Genomic DNA, 23067 nt, shown 5'->3' with positions numbered 1-23067 from the left:
TAGGGTAACCTTAGCTGTATATAGCATTTAAATAAATGAAAATAGTATCAAAAAAATCATTAAATGAAATATTTTTATACGGCAAGTTATGGAATGGAATCCAATGAAAAAATCGCTAATAATTAACAAGGCTACCGCACTTGCTTTATCGCTTGTTTCATTTAATTCATCCGGTAACGAAGATATAACCATTGAATATTTAGTTCCTGCTGGTTTTTCTGCCGCCGAAGAACATAATACACGGCAATTACTGGGTATATTAGATGGAAACCCCCTGCCCAGCCCGTTGTTCTTTTCAGAAGAGAAACAACAATTAAGCTTTGATCAACAACAATATCGCGATAACCATATTGATGAATCATCCATTGCATTATTAGCCGATATTTTACCGCAAATTCCTTATTTACAATGCCAAAATGGTTGTGACTATATCTTATCGGATCATCGCGTCACCGTAGATAAAGTCAATCATGTTGTTACCATATCTAATAACAGCAATCGATATTTTATGCCGGTCACCACTTGGGGGCTGGTACATAACCAATCTGTTGATCTGCGTATGACTGCCAAGAATTACCGCGCTATTTCTGCACGTGGGCAGGGGTATATTGGCCTGCCATGGCAATCATTTGGCTTTGCCCATTGGTTCTATAACACCACTCGAACCAAGAATAATTACGCTTTCGCCAATCAATCGCAATATCAGCAACAAACCCAGATGGGCATCGGCAGCTGGTATCTGCAAAAAAACTTTCAGGCACACTATTTGCGCGCTGGCCGGCAAAACAATCTTGATAGCAGCGCGGGTAGTATTCATACCCTAATCAATCCGTCCTTAGACCAATTCGTCACATTGGGTAGCCAAAGCTATTTAGCCATTGATAAGCCCTCGGCAGGCAGCTTAGTGCTATATGCCACCAGCGAGGGTGATTTTGAAATTTACCGCGACGGTCAACTGATCCGCCGTATTCCAGCCCAACTGGGCCGTAACGAAATTGATTACAGCCAGCTCCCCGGCGGCTATTACACCGCTGAGATTCGTTTAGTGGATCGCACCGGAAAAGTCATCAATCAGGAAAGCCAAATCATCAGTAATATTGGTACACAAACCAATAATGGCTGGTTCCTGACCCTTGGCAAAGGTGCTGTGCGTAACAGTAGCCATCCTCATCTGATGCAATTTGGCCGCAGCATGAGTCTGAAAAGTCTGCAAACTAATGTCACCCTACTAAAAGACACCGCCAGCCACTGGGCCGCAGAAGGTAATGCCTCGCATCCTTTGGGCGTTTCCAGTCTGAATATCACCCCAACGCTGGGAATAATGTCAGGTGAAAAACGCAGTGGGGGATATTTGCGCTTAACAGGTGGGAACTCTGATTTGGGGTATGCATCGGTTGCTCGTTACCAAACACCGGATGTATCAATATACGCACCAAACGCGGGCAGCACCTCAGCCTCTTATAGCCGTCGTTTTGGACCAACCCAACTTAGTTATCAATTCAATCAATATAAAAATAGCAGACAACATCGTATTCAAAGTCGCTGGAACTGGCGGCGACCACAATATGGCATTGCTCTGTCACTCGGCGTGCAAAAGGGCGGCCAATGGAACAGCCAAAATAATTACGGCATATTCCTCAATACCACCCTGTCTTTCCTCAGAAGCAGCGCCAGTATCAACAGCGCCTATACCCGGCAACAGTTAACGACCAGTGCCAGCTATCAAAAAGAGTTTAGTGATAACTACGGTACCAGCACTTTTGGTATTAATGGTAGCACCAGTGGAAAAGCCAATAGCGTGGGTAGTTTTGCCAGTCGCAGAGGGAGTCGTGGCGATGTCTCTGCACGTTTTGGTATTGATAATAAGATAGCCAATGGGGGTTTCAGCTATAACGGCATGCTGGCCATCAGCCCCCAAGGTATTGCACTTGGCCGCAGTAGCTACAGTGGCACCGCATTACTGATAGAAACACCAGATCTGGCGGGTACACCTTATAGCTTCAGTGCAGAAGGCCACCCGATAACTGGCGGCGGTACCTACGCAATCCCCATTCCCCGCTACCAGGACAGTTTATTCATCCGCACCCATAACAACCGCAGTGATCTGGATATGAACATTCGGTTGCCGGTCAATATCCTGCGCGCTCATCCGGGTCAGGTTTTTTCCAGTCAGGCAAACATCACTTTAGATCTGCTGTACAACGGTTTTCTTAAAGACTCACAGGGGCAGCCAGTGAGTGGGGTTATCCAGGAAACCGGTGATAGTGTTCACCCCAATGGGCTGTTTTCTATCCAATCGGGCGTGATACTAAAAAATATCACGGTTCAAAGTGCTTCTGCTCGTTACCGCTGTGATATGCGCCAGCAACACAATCACATTTACCGCTGTCATTTGGATTAAAATCAACAGGAATGGTTATGAAATACGCTTACTTATTCTCCGCAATTGCCTTATTGATTACCCCTATTGCTGCCACTTATGCGCAATTAGTGGCTATCCCCACCCGCACCACGATAGAGGCGTTGGATCAACATCGCACGGTGCAGGTTTATAACAGCGGGGATAAACCACTTTATTTGGATATCACATTACAGCGCGTTGATAACCCAGGAATCAGTCCAGAACTGAAAACACTGATAAGCGATATCACTCAACCTGAAATGATTTTCAATCCTAACCGCATTACCTTAGGCCCGAAGCAAAAACGCGACATTAAGTTATTACCTTTGAAAGTGCCCGCACAGGAAACACTTTATCGCTTGTATATCAACCCAGTAGTTGATGTTAAAGCGATCAACAAGAAAGAGGATAATAAGAAAATTCATGCCCCCGTGACCATCAGTATTGGCTACGGGGTGCTTATTCATCATATTCCCTCTCTGGCTGCGCAAACTCGTCACTGGCAGCATCAATGTTCACCTGATGGCACCATTACCCTCAACTCCACCGGTACCGTTCACAGCAAATTTGCACAGTTGAAATCGGGTGATAACCCAACACTGACAGATAGCCTGAATCTCTACCCTGGCACTCCCGTCACGCTGTCAGCCAAACAACTTACCGGTGAGGCAGATAATGAAACCTTTACTGTTCATTGCGGCTAGCGCCCTGCCCCTTGCTGCTTTTGCAGTCATTGATATTCAGCCACATGTACAGGAAGTGCAGCAGGAAAGTACGGTGGTTACAGTCACTAATCATGGCGCTGAACCTGAATACGTCACCGTGCAACTGTACCAGCTCAATAACCCCGGTGAACCACCTGAGCAGGAATCATTAACCCCGGTCGGCGAGCAACTGCAACCCGCCCTGTTTGCCGCCCCAGCAAAAATGACACTGGGGCCGAAACAGAGTGGGAGGATATTACTTAAAGCGCTGAGTACGCCGGATAAAGAGCAAGTTTATCGATTAGCAGTTATACCGGTAAATAGCCGAAAAGTGAGTGGGGACGGTGCCGTATTAGGTGTGCAACTCAGTTATATGGGGTTGATCAGGCACCTGCCAGCATCCCAACAGCATCAATGGACACACCGCTGCATCAATGGCGCGGTGGAATTACACAATACCGGTAATACTCGCTTGCAATGGTATCAATTAGAAGCTCAGGGCCGAGTTATTGATGATTTTAATCTTTATCCCGATAAACAACGGCAACTGGCTGTCAGCGAAGTGAAGGGAATGGTCGAAGATAAAACTTTCAACTTGCGTTGCCCTGCGGGCTAAAATAAGGAACGCTATGAACACACTAAAAATTGCGCTGATATTACTCTTACTCCCCAGCCAAGTCAGAGCCGATGATATTCCTCTGGGGGATATTAACGTCGCACTTGAGGTCACCGCACAACCCAGAATCGAGGTTGAAACACCCCGTAGCATTAACCTAATAAGCAGTCCCAAGAACAATGGGCTTTATTTGGCTAGCGTCCCAATAGCTGTAACTCTGCGCCGGCAAGAAAGCTTCCGTGTTTCAGTCAAACAACCGCTAACTCTCACCCGTGACACCGGTGTTGTTCAGGAGTTTTATCCTGCGACAATCTACTTGGTTTACCCGGTAGCAGCAGGAACAGGTATAGGTGCCGCAAAAAGAGAGTTATCGCAAATGCCAGAAACTTTCAACGTAGCTAAGGCCACCTCAAGTCATCCCAGAACGGATCTTTTATTAAATATTTACGCTCGGGCACCCGAGGGGCCAGATATCGCCGGTCAATATCACGGCCAGCTAACATTATTGTTTGAAACAAATAGCTGAGGCTAATAACGGACAGTCATGGAGAGACCATCAAGTGAATATGAACTATAAGAAATTAATAATGGGGATATTGTTATTAGTGCAACTCCCTGCCGCCAACGCAAATAGTGAAATGACACTCTATACCTCTAACCAAAATAAGGGCATAAATTATAACCAGTGCTCGATAAAATTATTAGACGATAACAACGTAGAAATTTATTTTCAAACGCAAGGTCTTAGTTTTATGGACGGTTCAGGGCTTGCTCCTGTTGGTGCAGCTTATGCGCTAAAAGAAAATGGTATCAAAGTTGATGGTGACTATTTTGGCAAGAAATTAATTAAAATCTCTCCTAATCGTGTGTTTCTTTCATTTTATTTTTATCACGCTGATGGTACGCGAGATTCAACTATTCAGTTAAATGAAATCAGTAACATTTCGCTCAATGGTATTATTCCTTCTGGTTCGAAGGAGAATGCTCAAGAAATACAGTTCGATAATCAGTCATTATCACTCAGTAATAATTATAATGTATCTTTCAAAATTTCCGCTAATAAGCTAAATAATATTAGTATCGCGGCCACGGTGGGTGGTGAGTTCAGTTATAAAGAGCAATCTTACTCAGTACTCTCATCAAAGGGCGTCTCTTTTAGCCCAGATGGCACACAATGCAGAGACTTCGATCCTCAGGCAGATATCGCGCCAGAAGCACTAAAAATTGATCCTAAATTCCGGATGGACTCAGCCGTCTGGCAATTAAAAACACTCGATCTGGATGAACTACTCGATAATACTGCCAACAATCGTGGTTTGCCCACTCAAATTATCGATGCAGCAAAAAATCGTTTCTGTCTCAATTATCGCGCAATTGCTACGCGAAATAATAGTTATATGATTAGCGCCACGAATATCAATGGACTGGCACTAAACAATCAACATTTTCAGTTAAAAGAACCAGAAGGAAATAACTTTATTAACTACAAGGTAGAGTTGCGTAGTTATGAGAATTCCGGAGCAGATTTTGAGCTTCCCAAAGACAAAAAATATATTCAATTGAAAAATGATAATAATCAGGTGATGTCAGATATGTGCTGGGAACCTAATATAACGCTGTTCAGTACGGATACCACAGGCAAAGGCAGTTATAGCGATACACTGAATTTTACTATCACACCTTTAGCATAAAGAAATTAATAAGGCCCAGACTTGGGCCTTAAAAAATAATAATACAAAAGAGTTAAATAGTTAACCGCCCAAATAAGCTGAACGCACCGCTTCATTTGCCAGTAAAGCCGCGCCCGTATCCTCCAGAACAATACGGCCATTTTCCAGCACATAACCGCGGTCTGCCAACTTCAGTGCCTGATTCGCGTTTTGTTCAACTAAAAAGATGGTCATCCCCTCTTCCCTTAGCTGTTGAATAGTATCGAATATTTGCAAAATAATAATCGGGGCCAGCCCCAGAGACGGCTCATCCAGCAGTAATAATTTAGGCTGGCTCATCAAAGCACGGCCAATCGCCAACATTTGTTGTTCGCCACCTGACATAGTGCCAGCGCGCTGAACACGGCGTTCGAATAACCGTGGGAATAAGTCGTAAACCCGCTCGATACGCTGTTGATATTGCTGGCGATCAGCAAAAAAGCCGCCCATCGCCAGATTCTCTTCCACCGTCATGCGGGAAAACACCCTGCGCCCTTCCGGCACAATGGCAATCGCCTCGCGCATAATGCGTGCCGTCTGCCAGCCGGTAATATCCTGCTCGCCGAAAATAATACTGCCTTCGGTGGCACGCGGTTCGCCACACAATGTGCCCAACAGGGTGGTTTTACCCGCACCATTAGCACCAATCAATGTGACAATTTCACCTTGTTGGATGTGCAAACTAACTTGATGTAATGCCTGAATTTTGCCGTAATGGGCTGAAACTTGATTAAATGACAACATGTTAGGTTAATGCCTCGCCCGTTTTTTATTGGCCTGATAATAAGTTATTCACCCAAATAGGCTCGGATCACATCTGGATTATTACGAATTTCTACTGGTGAGCCTTGTGCCAACGGCGTTCCCTGATTCACCACATAAATACGATCAGAAATCCCCATCACCAGTTTCATATCATGTTCAATTAACAAGACCGAGACTTGGTGTTGATCACGCAATTCCATAATCAACTGGTTCAGTTCATCCGTTTCTTTCGGGTTCAAGCCAGCAGCGGGTTCATCCAGCATCAATAGCTCAGGACGAGTCACCATACAGCGGGCAATTTCCAAACGCCGTTGCTGGCCGTAAGCCAGATTCCCCGCCTGGCGATTGGCAAGATCCAATAACCCGACACGCTCTAGCCAGCTTGCCGCTCGTTCCAATGCATCAGCTTCTGCCCGCCGAAAGCCCGGCGTTTTCAGCAAACCGGCAAACACACCACTTTTAAGATGCTGATGCTGTGCCACCAGTAGGTTCTCTACCACCGTCATCTCGCGGAACAAACGCACATGCTGGAAAGTACGAATCACCCCCATACGCGCAATAACTTGCCCAGCTAACCCTTCAATATGGCGATCACGTAGTTTTATTGTGCCGCCCGTCGGGCGATAGAAACCGGTTAGGCAGTTAAAAATTGTGGTTTTACCTGCACCATTAGGGCCAATCAGCGAGACAATCTCGCCTTGATTGAGATTCAGGCCAACATTGTTCACCGCCAATAACCCACCAAAGCGCATCGACAGCCCTTCGACCGCTAACAAAGGTTGCGTACTCATGCTTGCTCTCCTTGTTTAGCTTTGATATCGGCGACTTTCAGCTTCAATTGTGGTCGCTTCATCGGCAGCAAGCCCTGTGGACGCCAAATCATCATCAATACCATCAATGCACCCAATAGCAACATACTGTACGCATTGAGATCACGCATTAATTCGCGCGATACCACTAGCAATATCGCCGCCAGAATAACGGCGAACTGCGACCCCATCCCACCTAAAACCACAATCGCTAAGACAAAAGCCGACTCGACAAAGGTGAAGGACTCAGGGCTAACAAACCCTTGTCGCGCAGCAAACAGCGTGCCCGCAAAGCCAGCAAAAGCAGCACTGATGGTAAACGCGGTCAGCTTGATTTTGGTTGGGCTTAAACCTAATGAGCGGCAGGCAATTTCATCTTCGCGCAGCGCTTCCCAGGCCCGCCCCAGCGGCATACGCAGCAACCGGTTAATCACAAACAAGGTCAGGATCACCAGCAGTAGGGCTACCATATACAGAAAAATGATGCGATCACTTGGGTCATAAGTCAGACCAAAGAAGTTATGGAAAGTATCCCAGCCCCCGTCTTTTGCCGTGCGGCTGAACTCCAGACCAAACAACGTCGGTTTAGGAATTTGGCTAATCCCATTCGGCCCGCCGGTAATTTCCGTATTATTGAGCAGCAAAATACGCACAATCTCACCGAAGCCCAATGTCACAATCGCTAAATAATCCCCACGCAGACGTAAAACTGGGAAGCCCAATAGGAAGCCCGACAGTGCCGCGACAATCCCCGCCAGCGGCAAACTCTCCCAGAAACCCAAACCGTAATAGTGATTTAGCAACGCATAGGTATAAGCACCGATAGCATAAAAACCACCGTAACCCAGTACCAACAGGCCTGATAGCCCAACTACGACATTTAATCCCAGGCCCAACATGACATAAATCAGTGTCAGGGTCGCGATATCAACGGAACCTCGAGAGACCAAAAATGGCCAGGCTATTGCGGCGATAATAATCGCAGCCGCCAATAATTTCTGGCGCGGGGTGGTGCCGTCAAAGCTGGGCAATACCCAGGCCGGGCCAGAGACTTTTTTAATCCCTTGCTGGATGAACGGGCGCACCAATTGGAAGAAAAACACCACGATACAAGCCGCGCCAATCCACAACCAACGCACTTCCGACGCCCCTTGTACAATGAGTTTGGTGCCGTCTAACTGCAACTGCAATCCCATCACAAACGAAGCGAGAACGAGCAAGACAAAACTGGAAATAATGGCATTAAGGAAGTTGAGCTGTTTCATACTTTTTCAACCTCCGGACGGCCTAAGATCCCGGTAGGCATCACTAACAGCACCACAATCAGCAGTGCAAATGAAACTGCATCTTTGTATTCCGTGCTGAGATAAGCAGAAGTTAATGCTTCCGCGATCCCCAGAATCAAGCCACCGATCATCGCGCCCGGAATACTGCCGATACCACCGAGTACAGCGGCGGTGAATGCTTTCATGCCGGCCATAAAGCCGATGTATGGGTTAATAACACCATAAAACTGCCCCAACAAGACCCCAGCAACTGCGGCCATCAGCGCCCCGATAACAAAAGTCAACGAGATAACCCGGTCAGTATTAATGCCCAGCAAACTGGCCATTTTTAAATCTTCGGCACAGGCACGACAAGCGCGGCCCATACGGGAATAACGAATAAAGAGTGTCAGCGCCAACATTGCCAGGAAGGTCACTATCCAAATGGTCAACTGCATGGTGCTAATGGTCGCGGCAAAACCATTAGCTTCTGCCAGCGTCCACTGGCCTGTCACCAAGCTCGGTAAAGCCAGATCCCGCGAGCCTTGGTTAAGGCTAACGTAGTTTTGCAGGAAGATAGACATCCCGATCGCCGAGATCAGCGCGATCAAGCGCTTAGAGCTGCGAACCGGTTTATACGCCACTCGCTCAATACTCCAACCATAAGTGCTGGCAATGACAATTGAGACAAGAAAAGCAGAGCCTATCAATAACCAACTGGCATCAATCCCCACCATCATCAATGCGGCGATCACGATAAAGGAGACGTAGCTGCTGATCATATACACTTCGCCGTGAGCGAAGTTGATCATGCCGATAATGCCGTACACCATGGTGTAACCAATGGCGATCAGCGCATAAGTGCTGCCCAACGTCACTCCGTTGAACATCTGTTGCAGGAAATAAAGAAACTGCTCTGACATACCCTAACCCTTTGATTCACTTGCCTGGCTGCCCTAGCCAACTGCACCTAATCTACTGTGTGCAGTAAGGAAAAATCCCCCCGGAACGTGGGGGGATGCAGTTGGTAAAAGGGGCCGGATTGCTGCAACAACAACCCTATAACTTATTGATTCTAATATTATTTGACTGCGGTAGATGAGCCATCCGCATGCCATTCAAAAATACCGAATTCAAACCCTTTCAGATCGCCTTTTTCATCCCAGCTCAATGGCCCCATCACTGTTTCCACCGGCTTACCGGTTTTCAGATCTTTGACCAAATCGGCAGGTTCCTGGCTACCACTACGTTCCATCGCGGTGGTCAGCGATTGCAGTGCGGCATAGGTTGTCCAAACGAATGGGCCAGTTGGATCCAGTTTCTTCGCTTTCAACGCATCAACGATAGGTTGGTTAGCAGGAACCTGATCATAACGTTTTGGCAAAGTCACCAGCATGCCTTCAGAAGCATCACCTGCGATATTAGACAGTGAGGAGTTACCAACGCCCTCTGGGCCCATAAAGCGTGCGGTCAAGCCAGCCTGCTTAGCCTGACGTAGGATTTGCCCCATCTCTGGGTAGTAACCGCCGAAATAAACAAAATCGACGTTCTCTTTCTTCAGGCGAGCCACCAAGGTAGAGAAATCTTTATCACCTGCGGTCACACCTTCAAACAACACAGGTTCTGTACCTTGTTTTTTCAAACTATCACGCACAGAGCGCGCCAAACCTTCACCGTATTGCTGCTTATCGTGTACCACAGCTATGCGTTTCGGTTTGATGGTTTCAAGAATATATCTAGCCGCAGTTGGGCCTTGATCCGAGTCCAGACCCGTGGTTCGCATAATCATTTTGTAACCACGAGTGGTTAGATCAGCATTGGTCGCAGCAGGGGTGATCATAATCACGCCTTCATCTTCATAAATATCTGAAGCAGGCTGAGTTGAAGAGGAGCACAAGTGGCCGATAACGTAACGAATACCATCGTTAATGACTTTGTTAGCCACAGCTACAGCTTGTTTCGGGTCGCAGGCATCATCGTATTCCACGCCAACCAGTTTATCGCCTTTAATTCCGCCTTTGGCATTGATATCAGCAATAGCCTGACGTGCGCCGGTAAACTCCATGTCACCATACTGGGCAACCGGGCCGGACATCGCGCCAACAATGGCAACTTTAATGTCTTTCGCCAGCACAGAATGACTCATCGCCATTGCTATACACCCAGCCAGCAACACTTTACCTTTTGTTAATTTCATCCGCGAATTCCCCATCTGTCATTGTGAACGTGCTTGTTGTGTTGGTCTTAACGTTTTATAGCGCCGTAACGTTTTATTCATAAGTAATAATGATTTAGTCTTAAAAATAATACTTTTTCATAATAAGACTTTATTTTTCATACCATTAAACAGGAGTTTTATGCTGTAAATCAACTGAGACAAGCAGAAACAAGCGGTGTAAACAGCATAAAATTAGGATTAAATTGAATGGGTTTTGCACAAATGCTAGTGAGTTGTGCTGGTTATGTGATCATTTACTCTGTTAAAACTCGGAAAATGCAGTAGCGAAAAAACATTTTCCCCCATGAACGTACAGAAAAACTTACACAACTCTCTGACCTGTGATCTAGTACAATAAACCACAGCCCTATAACCCTTATATCTTTGCGGTCTATTGACGATGAAACTGACTATTGAACGTTTAACAAACCTTACTCATCAGGATCTTATCGATTTAGCTAAAATTTGGCCTGAACAGCAACAGACCACTTGGCTGCAATGGATTAATGACGGCAATCCACTCTTCGCTGCACGATTTAATGAGCGCTTGCTCGGAGCAGTAAAGGTCAGAGTAGATGGTCAACGGGCGGAGCTTGAAGATTTGTGTGTCAGAGAAGTGACGCGCCGGCGCGGGGTAGGGCTTTATCTTATCGAACAAACGTTACGTCAGTTACCCGCAGTTCAACAGTGGAATTTAGCTGATAAGCAAGTGATGGCCACAAACCACGAGGCAATGGATGGTTTTATGCTGGCCTGTGGTTTTAGCCGCAATACGCAAGGCTGGCAGCGATAACCCTCTAAATTAAACCTGTGGTGAATAGCAGAAAAGCAAAAGGGCGATATTTCTATCGCCCTCTTTTCGTATTACACAGCGTTGTGTCGCCGTATTAGGCTTCAATCGCCATACGTAATTTTTTCATCGCATTCTTTTCAAGCTGACGAACACGTTCAGCAGATACGCCGTACTGATCAGCCAGTTCCTGCAACGTAGACTTGTTGTCATCATCCAACCAACGAGCACGAATAATATGCTGGCTACGTTCGTCTAGCCCTTCCAGAGCATATGTCAATTTGTCTGCCGCGTGGTTATCCCAATTATCCTCTTCAATGCCATCGGCAAAGTCTGAGGTTTTATCCTGCAAATACAGGACAGGAGCCATAGATTGACCATCACGAGCTTCATCATCTGGAGATGGATCAAACGTCATATCCTGTGCGGACATACGTGATTCCATCTCGCGAACATCTTTACTGGTCACACCCAGTTCTTTGGCAACCAGCTCGACTTCATCCTGGTTGAACCAGCCCAGACGCTGCTTAGTCTTCCGCAGGTTAAAGAACAACTTACGCTGAGCTTTAGTGGTCGCGACTTTAACAATCCGCCAGTTACGCAGAACATATTCATGAATTTCTGCTTTGATCCAGTGTACCGCGAAGGACACCAAACGCACCCCAACTTCAGGGTTAAAGCGGCGAACTGCTTTCATCAAGCCAATATTACCTTCCTGAATAAGGTCAGCCTGTGGCAAACCATAACCGGAATAGTTACGGGCAACATGAGCAACAAAGCGCAGGTGAGACAGGATTAGCTGTTTAGCCGCCTCCAGATCGCCCTGGTAATGCAGCCGTTCAGCCAGTTCCCGCTCTTCCTCTGCTGTCAGCATTGGATAGGCATTGGCAGCCCGAATATAGGCTTCCAGACTACCTTGGGGTACTAAGGCTAAAGTTTGCATTTCTTTGGTCATTCGAAACCCTCTCATTGCATGCATGTTTAGTGCAGATTTCTCTCAGCGCCAATATTTTAGCATCTGCTTAAACAGATTCAAACGCTGTGCACCTTATCATTTCACTGTGCTGTTCGACCGATTATTGCCGTAAAAGTTCAAACTAGATCACAATTTCAACTAATGATCTTAGCAGATAAATCGCTGTGCGTGTCAGGGAGAACTCATGGAATTAGCCGATAACAACGACTCTTTCCCCGCATTAACTGAGCGCCGCAGGGAAAGAGTATAACAAACATTTATTACTGCGGTGTAAATCGGCGTAAATGTTGAACCGTCGCCAGCCAGGCGGCGATCCAGCCAATCATCGCCGAGATTAACACCAACAACAGGCATTCATCCCAGCTCAAACCATGCAGAGTGAAGCTGGTGCCAAACACGGTGGCTACTTGCGTAACAACGGAGCCAAGCTTCCATACCAGCGCTTCCGAGAGAATCAGTGATAACACCGCACCACCGAAGCCCAGCATCGCGCCACCATTCAAGAATGGCCGCAGAATAAACCCATCGGTTGCACCAATCAGCTTCATGACATTGATTGTATCGCGGCGGCTAAAGATGCTCAGACGCACACTGTTACCAATAACCAGGAATACCGCAACCACCATCAATACACCAATCATGGCCGCAACTTGTCCAACCAAGCCGGTTAATGCCGCTAAACGAGCAAACCAACTGTCATCCATACGAACTTCCGCGACCCCTTCAACCTTACTCACCCGGTCGCGCAGAGTATCGAGGGTGCCAGAGTTTTGGAAATCCAGCTTAGGCGTGATAATCGCCACTGCGGGCAACGGGTTTTCTTCCAACATATCCAGCGCACCGCCAAAACCAGACCAGTTGCGGAACTCACCCATCGCTTCTTCCCGCGACAGATAATTAACTTTCTCCACACCGGCTTCTGCTTTCAGCGTAGTCACGACATTTTCAGCCGCATTATCATCCAGCGCTTTATCCAGATAGACCGTCAATTGCGGGGTTGGATACCATTGATCCGCCGCCTGACTGACGTTTTTCCACACGATATAACACACGCTTGGCAAGGTCAGTGAGATGGCAATCACCATCACGGTTAACAATGTCGCCAATGGTTGGCGCATCATATCGGCAATAGCATTGACCCACGAATAGCGCCACTGCTCGCGCCAACCACCTTTCAGCGCCTTGGTTTTTGCTTTCTGCGCACTATTATTCGCCATGATGTGCTCCTGACATCCGCCCCTGACTTAATGTCAGAATCGGGTAGCGACGCCGGGCAATCAACGACGTGTCGTGGGTTGCCATTAATACGGTAACGCCCACACGGTTAAACTCTTCAAACAGACGCAAAATACCTTCGGATAACGCATCATCCAGGTTACCGGTCGGCTCATCGGCCAGTAATACTGCTGGCTTGTTTACCACCGCGCGAGCAATACCAACACGCTGTTGCTCACCACCAGAAAGCTGAATTGGGAAATTCTTTGCCTTATCCAATAACCCGACTTTATCCAGCGCGGCTGACACCCTGCGGCGAATATCTTCGGTACTGGCACCAGCAATAATCAATGGCATAGCAACGTTGTCATATACTGTTCGGTCTAACAGCAGGTGGTGATCCTGGAAGATCATCCCGATCTGACGCCGCAAAAAAGGCACTTCGCGGTTTTTCAGGCGGCTGATGTCGTGACCACCAAACCAGATATGGCCGGCACTGGGGCGCTCAATGCCACAAATCAGTTTCAGCAGAGTACTTTTCCCTGCACCGGAATGGCCGGTCAAAAACGCCATTTCCGCCGGACGCAGATGAAAATCTACCCCTTGCAGCGCCTGTCGTCCGCCCAGATAAGCTTTACTGACCTGTTCAAAGCGAATCATCCGTATTAATCCTCTCGGGCAAAAAGAGCCTCAATAAAATCGTCAGCCTTAAATGGCCGTAAATCCTCTATACCTTCCCCAACACCGATATAACGAATTGGGATACCGAACTGATCTGCGATGGCAAAAATCACCCCGCCCTTAGCGGTACCATCAAGTTTAGTCAGGGTGATTCCGGTCAGACCTACTGCTTCATTAAACAGTTTTGCCTGACTAACCGCATTTTGTCCGGTACTGGCATCTAACGTCAGCATAACCTCATGAGGGGCATCGCCGTCCAGCTTTTTCATCACGCGGACAATCTTCTTCAGCTCTTCCATCAAGTGGGCTTTATTTTGCAGACGCCCGGCGGTATCCGCCAACAGTACGTCGATACCACGCGCTTTAGCAGCCTGAATCGCATCGAAAATAACTGACGCCGAGTCTGCACCAGTATGCTGCGCGACGACAGCAATCTTGTTGCGATCACCCCAGACTTGTAGCTGTTCTACTGCCGCTGCACGGAAAGTATCACCCGCAGCCAGCATGACGGATTTCCCTTCAGCCTGGAATTGGCGCGCCAACTTACCGATGGTGGTTGTTTTACCCACCCCATTAACGCCAACCATTAAGATGACATACGGATTTTTACCACTGACATCCAATGGCTTGTCTACTTTGGACAAAATTTCAGACATTTCCTCTTTGAGCTTGCCATACAGAGCTTCGGCATCTTTGAGTTGCTTACGGCTGGCATGTTCTGTCAGAGAGGTAATAATTTTACGGGTTGTTTCGACGCCAACATCGGCGATCAGGAGCTGTTCTTCCAGTTCTTCAAACAGATCGTCATCGATTTTCTTACCGCTGAACAGCCCCATAAAACCGGAGCCAAGATTCTGCTTGGTTTTGATTAAGCTGCGTTTTAAACGGGCAAAAAAGCCTTCTTTGGTTGGCCGCTCTTGTTCTTGAGCCACAACCGCTACGACTTCCTCTTCAGCTTCAATTTCTTCTTCAAGAACAACCGGTTCTTCAATAACCTCAGCCGGAGATTCTTCCACAATAATAGTTTGCGGTGCTGGTGTATCAATAACGACATTGTGTTCCGTCAACGGCAATTCTGGCGCACTGACTGTGCCTTCATTCCATGAGCTAACATTGTCTTTATCATTTTGATTTTGTGAGAAATGGTGCTGTAAATACTGAGGATCTTCAGCGAAGTCTATAGGCTCGTCAACAACCTGCACAGCCGGTTCCGCTCCCACTTCTGGCAGAGTTTCAGCCGCGGCTTCACTGATCGCGGCGCTATCCCATTCACCTGGGGTCAGTGTAGAGTGCTCAGCCACCGGCTCGCGCCCTTCTGCCTCGATAGAGGTGTTCTCAGGTGCTATTTCAGCCTGTCTCTCGCTGATAGCTTGTTCTTCGGCAGCATGCTCAACTGCATCTTCTTTTTCAGTAGCCAATGGCTCTGCGGTGTGTTCTTCATTCTGACGGCCTAAGCCCAGCCAGGAAAAAAATCCACGTTTTTTTTCTTTTGCCATTTTTGGACTCTAATTACTTTGGGTTTGCATAAATAAGATAATAGTTCGCAAGTCTACCACTTTCCCCTGAACAGCAACACGCGCACGATACTGCTTTCTATTGTGAATTCAATCAACAAAGGTTTAACGTTTCCCCCACACTGCACACATAGGTAGAATAGGGATAACTTTTATATTCAGTGCTGCAATACTGGCCAACTTTCAAGCAAAGCAATCTATGGCAAAGCGACCTTTAAAGCGATCTACAACAGCAAAACAAGCCCCACAACAGTCGGCAGGCCAAATCCGCATCATCGGCGGTAAATGGCGTGGGCGCAAATTACCGGTGCCGGTTAGCCCAGGGCTACGCCCTACTACCGATCGAGTCAGAGAAACACTATTCAACTGGCTCGCCCCCATGATTCAAGGTGCCCGATGTCTGGATTGCTTTGCCGGCAGCGGTGCTTTGGGGCTGGAAGCACTATCCCGCTATGCCGATTTTACCGTTCTGTTAGAAGCTGACAGGCATGTAGCGAAGCAACTGAGTAACAACCTGACGTTATTGAGTGCCAACAATGGCCAAGTGGTCAATACCAACTCTTTACAATGGTTAACTCAGCCAGGGCAACCTTTTGATCTGGTTTTCCTTGATCCCCCTTTTCGTCAAGGCTTGTTGGCTGAAACCGTCAATCTACTGGAGAAATTCAATTGGCTGACGGCTAATGCCTGGATTTATGTTGAAGCTGAAGCCGAAAGTGCCGCCGCTGATGTCCCTGCCAGTTGGCAGTTACATCGAGAGAAAATTGCCGGACAGGTTGCCTACCGCCTCTATATTCGTAACAAAGATGTTCCCCAAGACCGGGTATCAGTTGAAGAACAGGAGCAACATCATGTGGATTAATTTAGGCCGGTTATTGATGTTAGGGGTATGGTTTTTCCTACTGCTGAATCTATTCCAGCCGTTCCCTAAGCCTTTGAGATATTTTATTGATGTCGCAATGATCTTCATGGTCTTGATGCATGGCTTACAACTGATATTACTTAAATCCACTCAGCCAAAAGACCAGACAATCAGTGGGTTACAGCAATTTAAAATTTTTGTGTTCGGAGTTTTCGAACTATTGGCCTGGCAGAAGAAGCAACCACCACTGCCTAAAAAATAATAACCGTCATCGATATATATATTATTTTGCTATGACAACGGGTGGTTTATTTAGCAACTGAATTTGGGGTAAAGCCAATATAGCGAGTCCCCTGGAGGCGTAGAGTGCCCTTTGCGCCTTGCTCAATGCGATTATATTCCTGCAGTGGAAGTACTATCTTGATTTCGTTGTTCTTTTTTACTTCTATCCCGCTCAGTAATGGTTGAAAATAAACTTCATAGCGTTTTTCCTCCGCCACAATCTCTTCACGCTGCCGTGAACGACGATTGGGGGCCAAGACTTCGCGTTTATCGATAACTTCAACTTGTAAACTGCGTACAGGTGAGCGGTCATTTTCTGCGTCTTGCCGTTTCTTCTGCCAATATTGACGTGTTGCCAACACCACAATCAGTACCACCACGGCAATAAATATTAATGGAGGTTTATTCATAAAATCTTGCCCACTAAATCTTACTCAAAAGAGGGATTTAAGGTTTATTACCCGGTAGATAAGGGAAACTCATCACGTTACTGCCCAACTCGGAGATTCGAGCGCTGCCCTTTTCAGTTACCGCATCAATGCGAATCACTGAATGAAGGGGGATATAGCTACGGTTAACACCGGAAAACTCGGTCTTCAATTTTTCAGTTGAAGGATCAACCAGTAAAGACGATTGGTTATCAAAGACAAAATCAGCAATTTCAATAAACCCAAACAAAGTGCTTGGGCCGACCTCGCGGACATAAAGCTGATAATTCTTACCGTTATTTATAAACTGAATGCGATAAAGCAATTGTTCATTGGCCATGTGCTATTGCCTCTATCCCTTGATTTAGCGAACGGAAACCGGCGTTAACATAACATGTGGGCCAGACAAGACCAAGACTTCAGCTAGCCAATCCCAGCGCTAAATCTGATTATGCGTACTGCTACGCATTAAGTGGCACAAATCATGCAATTCACTGTAGTGTGGCTATCACTCTTGTCTTCCATCCCTTACACTTAATTAATGTATTATCAAAGTTGTTGGCATTGCGGATTATCATTACAACACAGGTACTTTCACTGAAACCTGTATAGAAAAAAGGATAAATAATGAGCTGGCCATTCCTTGCCGTATTCTTTTCTGGTTGGTTGTTTGTCGATGCAACTTACCGAGGCCCACGCTGGCAACGTTGGGTATTCAAACCCGTCACTCTGTTACTGTTGTTGTTACTTGCATGGCAGGCACCTATTCTTGGTCCGGCAGGCTATCTGATTGTTTTAGGTTTGTTGGCAACACTGATAGCAGATGCCTTATTGTTGCTACCCAGTGAGCGCTTACTTTATGCTCTGGGTGCATTTTTCCTCTCCCATTTATTATATACCATCAGTTTTGCCAGCCAGATGACATTCACCCTATTCTGGCCGCTTCCCTTGGTACTCATTATTGTGGGTGCGTTGCTGTTAGCCACTATTTGGACCCGGCTGGATGAAATGCGCTGGCCTGTCGTTGCTTTCGTCGGAATGACATTACTTATGGTATGGATGGCAGGCGAACAATATTTTGCGCGCAGCACGGATATGAGCTTCTCATTGCTAACCGGGACGGTGCTATTGTTGGTATCTCACACCATCTGGTTGCTAAACCGCTATCGTTTTTCTTTCCGGGCTTCAGATGCCATCGTCGCTGGATGCTACTTTGTAGGGCACTTCCTGATTGTCAGGTCGCTATATTTGTAATTAACCTATTACTGCGCAATATAATTTTGCGAAGTCCATTTTGCGATAGTAATGCGGCTATGGGGTTCCAAGGATGGAGCCTAAACACCAAGCGCGGCATGCACTCCTTTCCGATATACCTTTCTTTTGGTATCTGCCCCTTTTAGCAATTATTCTCATTTACCCTCTTGACTCTGGAGTTGACTCCAAGGTGTAGAGTGCAACCATACCGGCAAAATCCTGTATATCTTTTACATTCTGTCCAGGAGGTACCATGCATTCACATTCCGAACATCGACATTCAGCCGAACCACAAAATCACTGCGGCTGTGGTCATACTCACGCAAAAAAACAAACAGGTTGTAGCAGCCAACCAGTGGCTAATGCCAGCAATGAAAGCACCAACTCAGTAAGTGAGCATTCACACCATGAGGAGGGATGCTGTAGTCAGAGCAGTCATATCGATGACGATGATGAGGAAAGCGATAGGCTAACTAACGCAATACCTGCGGGTAGCCAACGTTTTAGTTGGCAAGTGAAAGGGATGGATTGCCCAAGTTGTGCGCGTAAAATTGAAAATGCAGTCAGTAACCTGGCCGGAATTGAAAATGTAAAAGTTCTGTTTGCTACAGAAAAACTGGTGGTTGATGCCCGTTCAGACATTCGTCCCCAAGTTCAGCAGGCCGTTATACAGGCAGGGTTCAGCCTGCGCGATAGCCAGTCCCCCACGGCGGGCAAAAAAATTGAGTCAGAAACACGCTTTCGTGAATATCTACCAATTGCATCATTAACCACGCTGATGCTCCTCAGTTGGGGAATCTCTTTATTCAGTGTTGAGCTGAGCGAATTAGCCTTTACCGTGACCACCATTGTCGGGTTGATTCCGATTGTCACTAAAGCCTGGAAGCTTATTCGCTCCGGCACACCATTTGCGATTGAAACCTTGATGAGCGTCGCGGCTATTGGCGCGATGTTTATTGGTGCGACTGCCGAAGCAGCTATGGTATTGCTGCTGTTTATGGTCGGCGAGTTACTCGAATCCTATGCAGCAAATCGCGCACGTCGTGGTGTGACTGCACTCATGGCGTTAGTTCCTGAAGAAGCCTTACTACTCAAGGATGGTGAGCGCAAACAGGTTCCTGTTGCCAGCTTGCGCCCTGGCGATATCATTGAAATCTCACCGGGGGGCCGTTTACCTGCTGATGCTGAATTAATGACTCCCTTCGCCAGTTTTGATGAAAGTGCTCTCACCGGTGAGTCTGTTCCTGTTGAACGCCGGCAAGGTGAAAAAGTCGCGGCGGGGAGCTTATCAGTTGATCGCGCGACCGAAATGCGGGTTATCTCTGAGCCGGGTAATAATGCCATTGACCGAATTTTACAACTCATTGAATTAGCAGAAGAACGCCGTGCGCCTATTGAGCGTTTTATTGACCGTTTCAGTCGCATTTATACCCCTGCCATTATGCTTCTCTCAGCACTGGTGATGCTGGTTCCGCCTTTGGCTTTCGCCGAGCCTTGGGAAACCTGGATATACCGAGGTCTGACACTACTGTTGATCGGCTGCCCATGCGCATTAGTCATTTCCACTCCGGCAGCCATCACCTCAGCACTGGCGGCGGCAACGCGGCGCGGAGCGTTGATTAAAGGTGGTGCCGCGCTTGAGCAGCTTGGCCACATTCAAACTGTCGCTTTTGATAAAACTGGCACGCTGACTGAAGGTAAGCCACAAGTCACTGATATCTTGCCCGTTTCCGGTGTGAGTGAAACTCGCCTGTTGTCACTGGCTGCGGCGGTCGAAGCAGGTTCGCACCATCCTCTGGCTGTCGCGATCATACAGCGAGCGCAGCAAAATACCCCGATGCTGCCACTCGCCGAAGAACGGCGTGCACTGGCTGGCATTGGCGTTGAAGGTATAGTTAACGGGTTAGTAGTTCGTGTTAGCGCACCCAGTAAAATATCGCCAGAGTTATTAACCGCCGAGTGGCTCGCGCAGTTCGATGAACTGGAAAGCAGTGGTAAAACGGCTGTTGCCGTACTGGAAAATGAGAAATTCATTGGTGTCGTGGCGTTGCGAGACACTTTACGTACCGATGCCAAACAAGCCATTGATGCCCTGAAAAAGCTGGGGATTCAAGGTGTGATGTTAACTGGTGATAACCCTCGTGCAGCGGCGGCCATTGCCGGTGAACTGGGAATTGATTACCGCGCTGGATTGTTACCGGCAGATAAAGTGCAGGCCGTTATGGCACTGAATGCCACACACCCGACAGTGATGGTTGGCGATGGCATTAATGATGCTCCCGCCATGAAAGCGGCTAGTATCGGTATTGCGATGGGCAGCGGCACTGATGTGGCCCTGGAAACAGCCGATGCGGCATTGACTCATAATCGGCTGACCGGGCTGGCAGAAATCATTTTGTTATCACGAGCTGCCAACGCCAATATTCGCCAGAACATTACTATCGCATTAGGGCTAAAAGGTATTTTCCTGGTGACCACATTGCTGGGTTTGACCGGTTTATGGCTAGCGGTATTAGCCGACTCTGGCGCAACCGCCTTGGTGACAGCAAACGCGCTGAGGTTATTGCGCAAGCGGGATATTTGACAACAAGGGCAAAGCGGCTTTTTACTCCGCTTTTGCCCCTTTTTTGACCAGATAGCGGTAAGGCGTCTGCCCGGTATCTTGTGCCAGCAACTGATGGTCCATAAAGCGGCAAAAACCGGGAATGTCACGGGTTGTGGCGGGATCGTCAGCAATAATAAGCAAAGTTTGACCGTCCTCCATATGCCGGACGGTTTTACGCACCATCATCACTGGCTCAGGGCAGCGCAAACCCAGTGCATCAAGTGTTTTATCCGGATTGGCAAAAATATCGGTCATTGCGGTTCTCTTGTGTGTCAGTCAACAGGTTAATAGCAAAAATGTAAGCAGGCTTACGAAGCGAGATAGTTTACTCCGCCGGTTTTTAGGTGCAAGTGGCACAATCGCTTTCGTGAAAAGGCCATCGTTTGCGCTAAAATTAACCATTGCATTCGTTGCGCAAACGCGTATTATGCCGCGCGTCGCAGAAATTGCGGCACATTATGTTTGGGTTCCCTCACCCCAATAACCAAAAAGGTCACATTTATGTTTTCGTTTACTGCCCAACAGCGGATGACCGCTTTGGTATGGCTGTCGCTATTCCATATTGTCATCATCACCTCCAGCAACTATCTGGTGCAATTACCGATATCTATCTTCGGTTTTCACACTACCTGGGGGGCTTTTACCTTTCCGTTTATCTTTTTAGCTACCGACCTGACCGTGCGGATTTTTGGTGCTCCCTTAGCGCGCCGGATTATTCTGTCCGTTATGGTGCCTGCTTTACTTATTTCGTATCTGATTTCAGCCCTGTTCTATCAAGGAAGCTGGCAAGGGTTCCCGGCATTAACCAGTTTTAACCTATTTGTTGCGCGCATCGCCGCTGCCAGCTTTATGGCCTATGTGCTGGGTCAAATTCTTGATGTTCAAGTCTTTAACCGCCTTCGTCAGCGCAGTGCATGGTGGGTTGCCCCAACCGCTGCCATGTTCTTTGGCAATATCAGTGACACTATGGCGTTCTTCTTTATTGCTTTCTATCGCAGTTCTGATCCTTTTATGGCGGCAAACTGGGTGGAAATCGCCTTGGTAGACTATAGCTTTAAGCTGCTGATTTGCATGTTATTCTTCTTACCTGCTTATGGCGTGATGCTCAATGTATTACTGAAATACTTTGCCCGGAAGACCGAACAGCAAACGTTAATGCAGGCGAACACCGCTGAACAATAGATTGCTTTTAGCGTCTGAATAAGGTGCGATAATGCTATTCATCATTGATAAGGGATTCCCATGCATAAAATAACCAAGTTTCTTGCTGTTGGCCTGCTGGTTGTAGGATTAAGTGCCTGCGATAGCGGCAGCGATAACAATGTAGGCCAGCCAGTCAGCTTGTTGGAAGGTAAAGTCGCATTTAATCTCCCAGCAGATTTATCTGACCAAAGCGGGAAAATGGGTAGTCAGGCTAACAACATGCACGTTTATGCCAACAAAACTGGTGATAAAGCGGTTATCGTGATTTTAGGTGATGACACCAATGAAGCGTTGAATGTGTTGACTGATCGCCTGGCCGAGCAGCAGCGTGCCCGCGATGCCAATCTACAGGTCGTGACAAATAAAGCGATTAAGGTCGATGGGCATCCTTTCCAGCAATTGGATAGCATTATTACCAGTGGTGGTCAGAAAGCCTATTCATCCGTGTTGATGGGGATAGTTGATAACCATTTGATGACAATACAAATTACTCTGCCAGCCGACAATCAGCAGCAAGCACAAACAGAAGCTGAATCTATTATCAGTACCTTGAAGCTGAAATAATCTCCTGCAATAGAGCGCGGCTTATCCGCGCTCTAAGAGTTAATGACAAAGTGCCCGTAACGGTGAAAACAGGCAGATCGTAAAGACGCCGTAAACCCTTCCCTGGGGGCTCGAGCCGCGCCTTCCCTGGCGCGGACGCTTTACTCTTCTACCTGTCATCACCTTGCAAGATCGAGTCATTGGGGTTTATCAGCAGTCTGGAAACG

At 47.3% G+C, this 23067-nt stretch carries 24 protein-coding genes; 12 read left to right on the top strand and 12 right to left on the bottom strand.

Features of this window, described 5'->3' with window-relative positions:
• Nucleotides 1–103 precede the first annotated feature (103 nt).
• Genes HU019_RS02730 through HU019_RS02710 form a run of 5 tightly spaced genes read left to right on the top strand, consistent with a single transcriptional unit; the run spans nt 104 to nt 5412 of the window.
• Entirely contained in the window at nt 104–2401 is a 2298-nt protein-coding gene (locus HU019_RS02730; protein ID WP_407083954.1) for a TcfC E-set like domain-containing protein, read from the top strand.
• A 17-nt stretch (nt 2402–2418) separates the two neighbouring features.
• Nucleotides 2419–3105 carry a pilus assembly protein gene (locus tag HU019_RS02725; protein ID WP_174848158.1) on the top strand — a complete coding sequence of 229 codons (687 nt, stop codon included), beginning with the start codon at nt 2419–2421 and terminating at the stop codon, nt 3103–3105.
• Entirely contained in the window at nt 3077–3721 is a 645-nt protein-coding gene (locus HU019_RS02720; protein ID WP_174848157.1) for a fimbrial biogenesis chaperone, read from the top strand. Before HU019_RS02725 ends, HU019_RS02720 begins: the two co-directional genes overlap by 29 nt.
• 13 nt (nt 3722–3734) lie before the next feature.
• Nucleotides 3735–4247, top strand: coding sequence for a fimbrial protein (locus HU019_RS02715; protein ID WP_174848156.1), 513 nt, complete (start codon nt 3735–3737; stop codon nt 4245–4247).
• Nucleotides 4248–4287: 40 nt separating this feature from the next.
• Complete coding sequence (locus HU019_RS02710; RefSeq protein ID WP_227739245.1) at nt 4288–5412, top strand: hypothetical protein; 1125 nt, start codon at nt 4288–4290, stop codon at nt 5410–5412.
• Between the two features lie 60 nt (nt 5413–5472).
• Here HU019_RS02710 and livF read toward each other — a convergent pair whose 3' ends face one another.
• From livF to HU019_RS02685, 5 genes are all read right to left on the bottom strand, one after another.
• Nucleotides 5473–6174: a high-affinity branched-chain amino acid ABC transporter ATP-binding protein LivF gene (livF, locus tag HU019_RS02705; protein WP_019080167.1), complete on the bottom strand. Its 702-nt coding sequence runs from the start codon at nt 6172–6174 to the stop codon at nt 5473–5475.
• Nucleotides 6175–6218: 44 nt separating this feature from the next.
• Entirely contained in the window at nt 6219–6986 is a 768-nt protein-coding gene (gene livG / locus HU019_RS02700; RefSeq protein ID WP_174848154.1) for a high-affinity branched-chain amino acid ABC transporter ATP-binding protein LivG, read from the bottom strand.
• Entirely contained in the window at nt 6983–8269 is a 1287-nt protein-coding gene (locus HU019_RS02695; protein WP_019080169.1) for a high-affinity branched-chain amino acid ABC transporter permease LivM, read from the bottom strand. Before HU019_RS02695 ends, livG begins: the two co-directional genes overlap by 4 nt.
• Complete coding sequence (gene livH / locus HU019_RS02690) at nt 8266–9192, bottom strand: high-affinity branched-chain amino acid ABC transporter permease LivH (protein WP_174848153.1); 927 nt, start codon at nt 9190–9192, stop codon at nt 8266–8268. The genes HU019_RS02695 and livH overlap by 4 nt, the downstream gene beginning before the upstream one ends.
• A 158-nt stretch (nt 9193–9350) precedes the next feature.
• Nucleotides 9351–10466, bottom strand: a complete 1116-nt coding sequence (locus tag HU019_RS02685) for a branched-chain amino acid ABC transporter substrate-binding protein (RefSeq protein WP_174848152.1) — start codon at nt 10464–10466, stop codon at nt 9351–9353.
• 421 nt (nt 10467–10887) lie between these two features.
• Here HU019_RS02685 and panM point away from each other — a divergent pair, with 421 nt between their 5' ends.
• Nucleotides 10888–11280, top strand: coding sequence for an aspartate 1-decarboxylase autocleavage activator PanM (gene panM / locus HU019_RS02680; RefSeq protein ID WP_174848151.1), 393 nt, complete (start codon nt 10888–10890; stop codon nt 11278–11280).
• A 94-nt stretch (nt 11281–11374) separates the two neighbouring features.
• Here the strand turns inward: panM and rpoH are convergent, their stop codons facing one another.
• The 4 genes from rpoH to ftsY form a co-directional block, all read right to left on the bottom strand.
• Nucleotides 11375–12232, bottom strand: coding sequence for an RNA polymerase sigma factor RpoH (rpoH, locus tag HU019_RS02675; protein ID WP_174848150.1), 858 nt, complete (start codon nt 12230–12232; stop codon nt 11375–11377).
• A 281-nt stretch (nt 12233–12513) separates the two neighbouring features.
• Entirely contained in the window at nt 12514–13470 is a 957-nt protein-coding gene (gene ftsX / locus HU019_RS02670; RefSeq protein WP_174848149.1) for a permease-like cell division protein FtsX, read from the bottom strand.
• Nucleotides 13460–14128: a cell division ATP-binding protein FtsE gene (gene ftsE, locus HU019_RS02665; protein WP_004391337.1), complete on the bottom strand. Its 669-nt coding sequence runs from the start codon at nt 14126–14128 to the stop codon at nt 13460–13462. Before ftsE ends, ftsX begins: the two co-directional genes overlap by 11 nt.
• Nucleotides 14129–14133: 5 nt before the next feature.
• Nucleotides 14134–15645: a signal recognition particle-docking protein FtsY gene (ftsY, locus tag HU019_RS02660; protein WP_174848148.1), complete on the bottom strand. Its 1512-nt coding sequence runs from the start codon at nt 15643–15645 to the stop codon at nt 14134–14136.
• A gap of 217 nt (nt 15646–15862) precedes the next feature.
• Here ftsY and rsmD point away from each other — a divergent pair, with 217 nt between their 5' ends.
• Nucleotides 15863–16525 (top strand): 16S rRNA (guanine(966)-N(2))-methyltransferase, encoded by a 663-nt coding sequence (gene rsmD, locus HU019_RS02655; protein ID WP_174848147.1) that lies wholly within the window; start codon nt 15863–15865, stop codon nt 16523–16525.
• A complete protein-coding gene (locus HU019_RS02650) occupies nt 16515–16787 on the top strand; it encodes a DUF1145 family protein (protein WP_174848146.1) in 273 nt (90 codons plus the stop codon). Before rsmD ends, HU019_RS02650 begins: the two co-directional genes overlap by 11 nt.
• A 46-nt stretch (nt 16788–16833) precedes the next feature.
• On the opposite strand, the gene HU019_RS02645 is transcribed toward HU019_RS02650, so the two are convergent.
• Together HU019_RS02645 and HU019_RS02640 are read right to left on the bottom strand one after the other, a co-directional pair.
• Nucleotides 16834–17217, bottom strand: coding sequence for a DUF2500 domain-containing protein (locus HU019_RS02645; RefSeq protein ID WP_174848145.1), 384 nt, complete (start codon nt 17215–17217; stop codon nt 16834–16836).
• A 37-nt stretch (nt 17218–17254) separates the two neighbouring features.
• Nucleotides 17255–17575 carry a DUF1820 family protein gene (locus HU019_RS02640; protein ID WP_174848144.1) on the bottom strand — a complete coding sequence of 107 codons (321 nt, stop codon included), beginning with the start codon at nt 17573–17575 and terminating at the stop codon, nt 17255–17257.
• A gap of 287 nt (nt 17576–17862) precedes the next feature.
• On the opposite strand from HU019_RS02640, the gene HU019_RS02635 reads away from it, so the two are divergent.
• The gene (locus HU019_RS02635; protein ID WP_174848143.1) at nt 17863–18489 is read left to right on the top strand and encodes a lysoplasmalogenase; all 627 of its coding nucleotides are present in this window, start codon (nt 17863–17865) and stop codon (nt 18487–18489) included.
• A 253-nt stretch (nt 18490–18742) separates the two neighbouring features.
• Nucleotides 18743–21073 (top strand): zinc/cadmium/mercury/lead-transporting ATPase, encoded by a 2331-nt coding sequence (locus HU019_RS02630; RefSeq protein ID WP_174848142.1) that lies wholly within the window; start codon nt 18743–18745, stop codon nt 21071–21073.
• 21 nt (nt 21074–21094) lie between these two features.
• Here the strand turns inward: HU019_RS02630 and tusA are convergent, their stop codons facing one another.
• Complete coding sequence (tusA, locus tag HU019_RS02625; RefSeq protein ID WP_005176396.1) at nt 21095–21349, bottom strand: sulfurtransferase TusA; 255 nt, start codon at nt 21347–21349, stop codon at nt 21095–21097.
• A gap of 246 nt (nt 21350–21595) precedes the next feature.
• On the opposite strand from tusA, the gene HU019_RS02620 reads away from it, so the two are divergent.
• Together HU019_RS02620 and HU019_RS02615 are read left to right on the top strand one after the other, a co-directional pair.
• Nucleotides 21596–22276: a 7-cyano-7-deazaguanine/7-aminomethyl-7-deazaguanine transporter gene (locus tag HU019_RS02620; RefSeq protein WP_174848141.1), complete on the top strand. Its 681-nt coding sequence runs from the start codon at nt 21596–21598 to the stop codon at nt 22274–22276.
• A gap of 60 nt (nt 22277–22336) precedes the next feature.
• Nucleotides 22337–22861, top strand: coding sequence for a DcrB family lipoprotein (locus HU019_RS02615; RefSeq protein ID WP_174848140.1), 525 nt, complete (start codon nt 22337–22339; stop codon nt 22859–22861).
• Nucleotides 22862–23067: the final 206 nt, after the last annotated feature.

It is taken from the genome of Yersinia artesiana (assembly GCF_902726545.1).
GTDB classification, from domain to species: Bacteria; Pseudomonadota; Gammaproteobacteria; order Enterobacterales; family Enterobacteriaceae; genus Yersinia; species Yersinia artesiana.
Note: the sequence above shows the minus strand (reverse complement) of the source record. Positions and strands in the feature narration are given on the sequence as shown.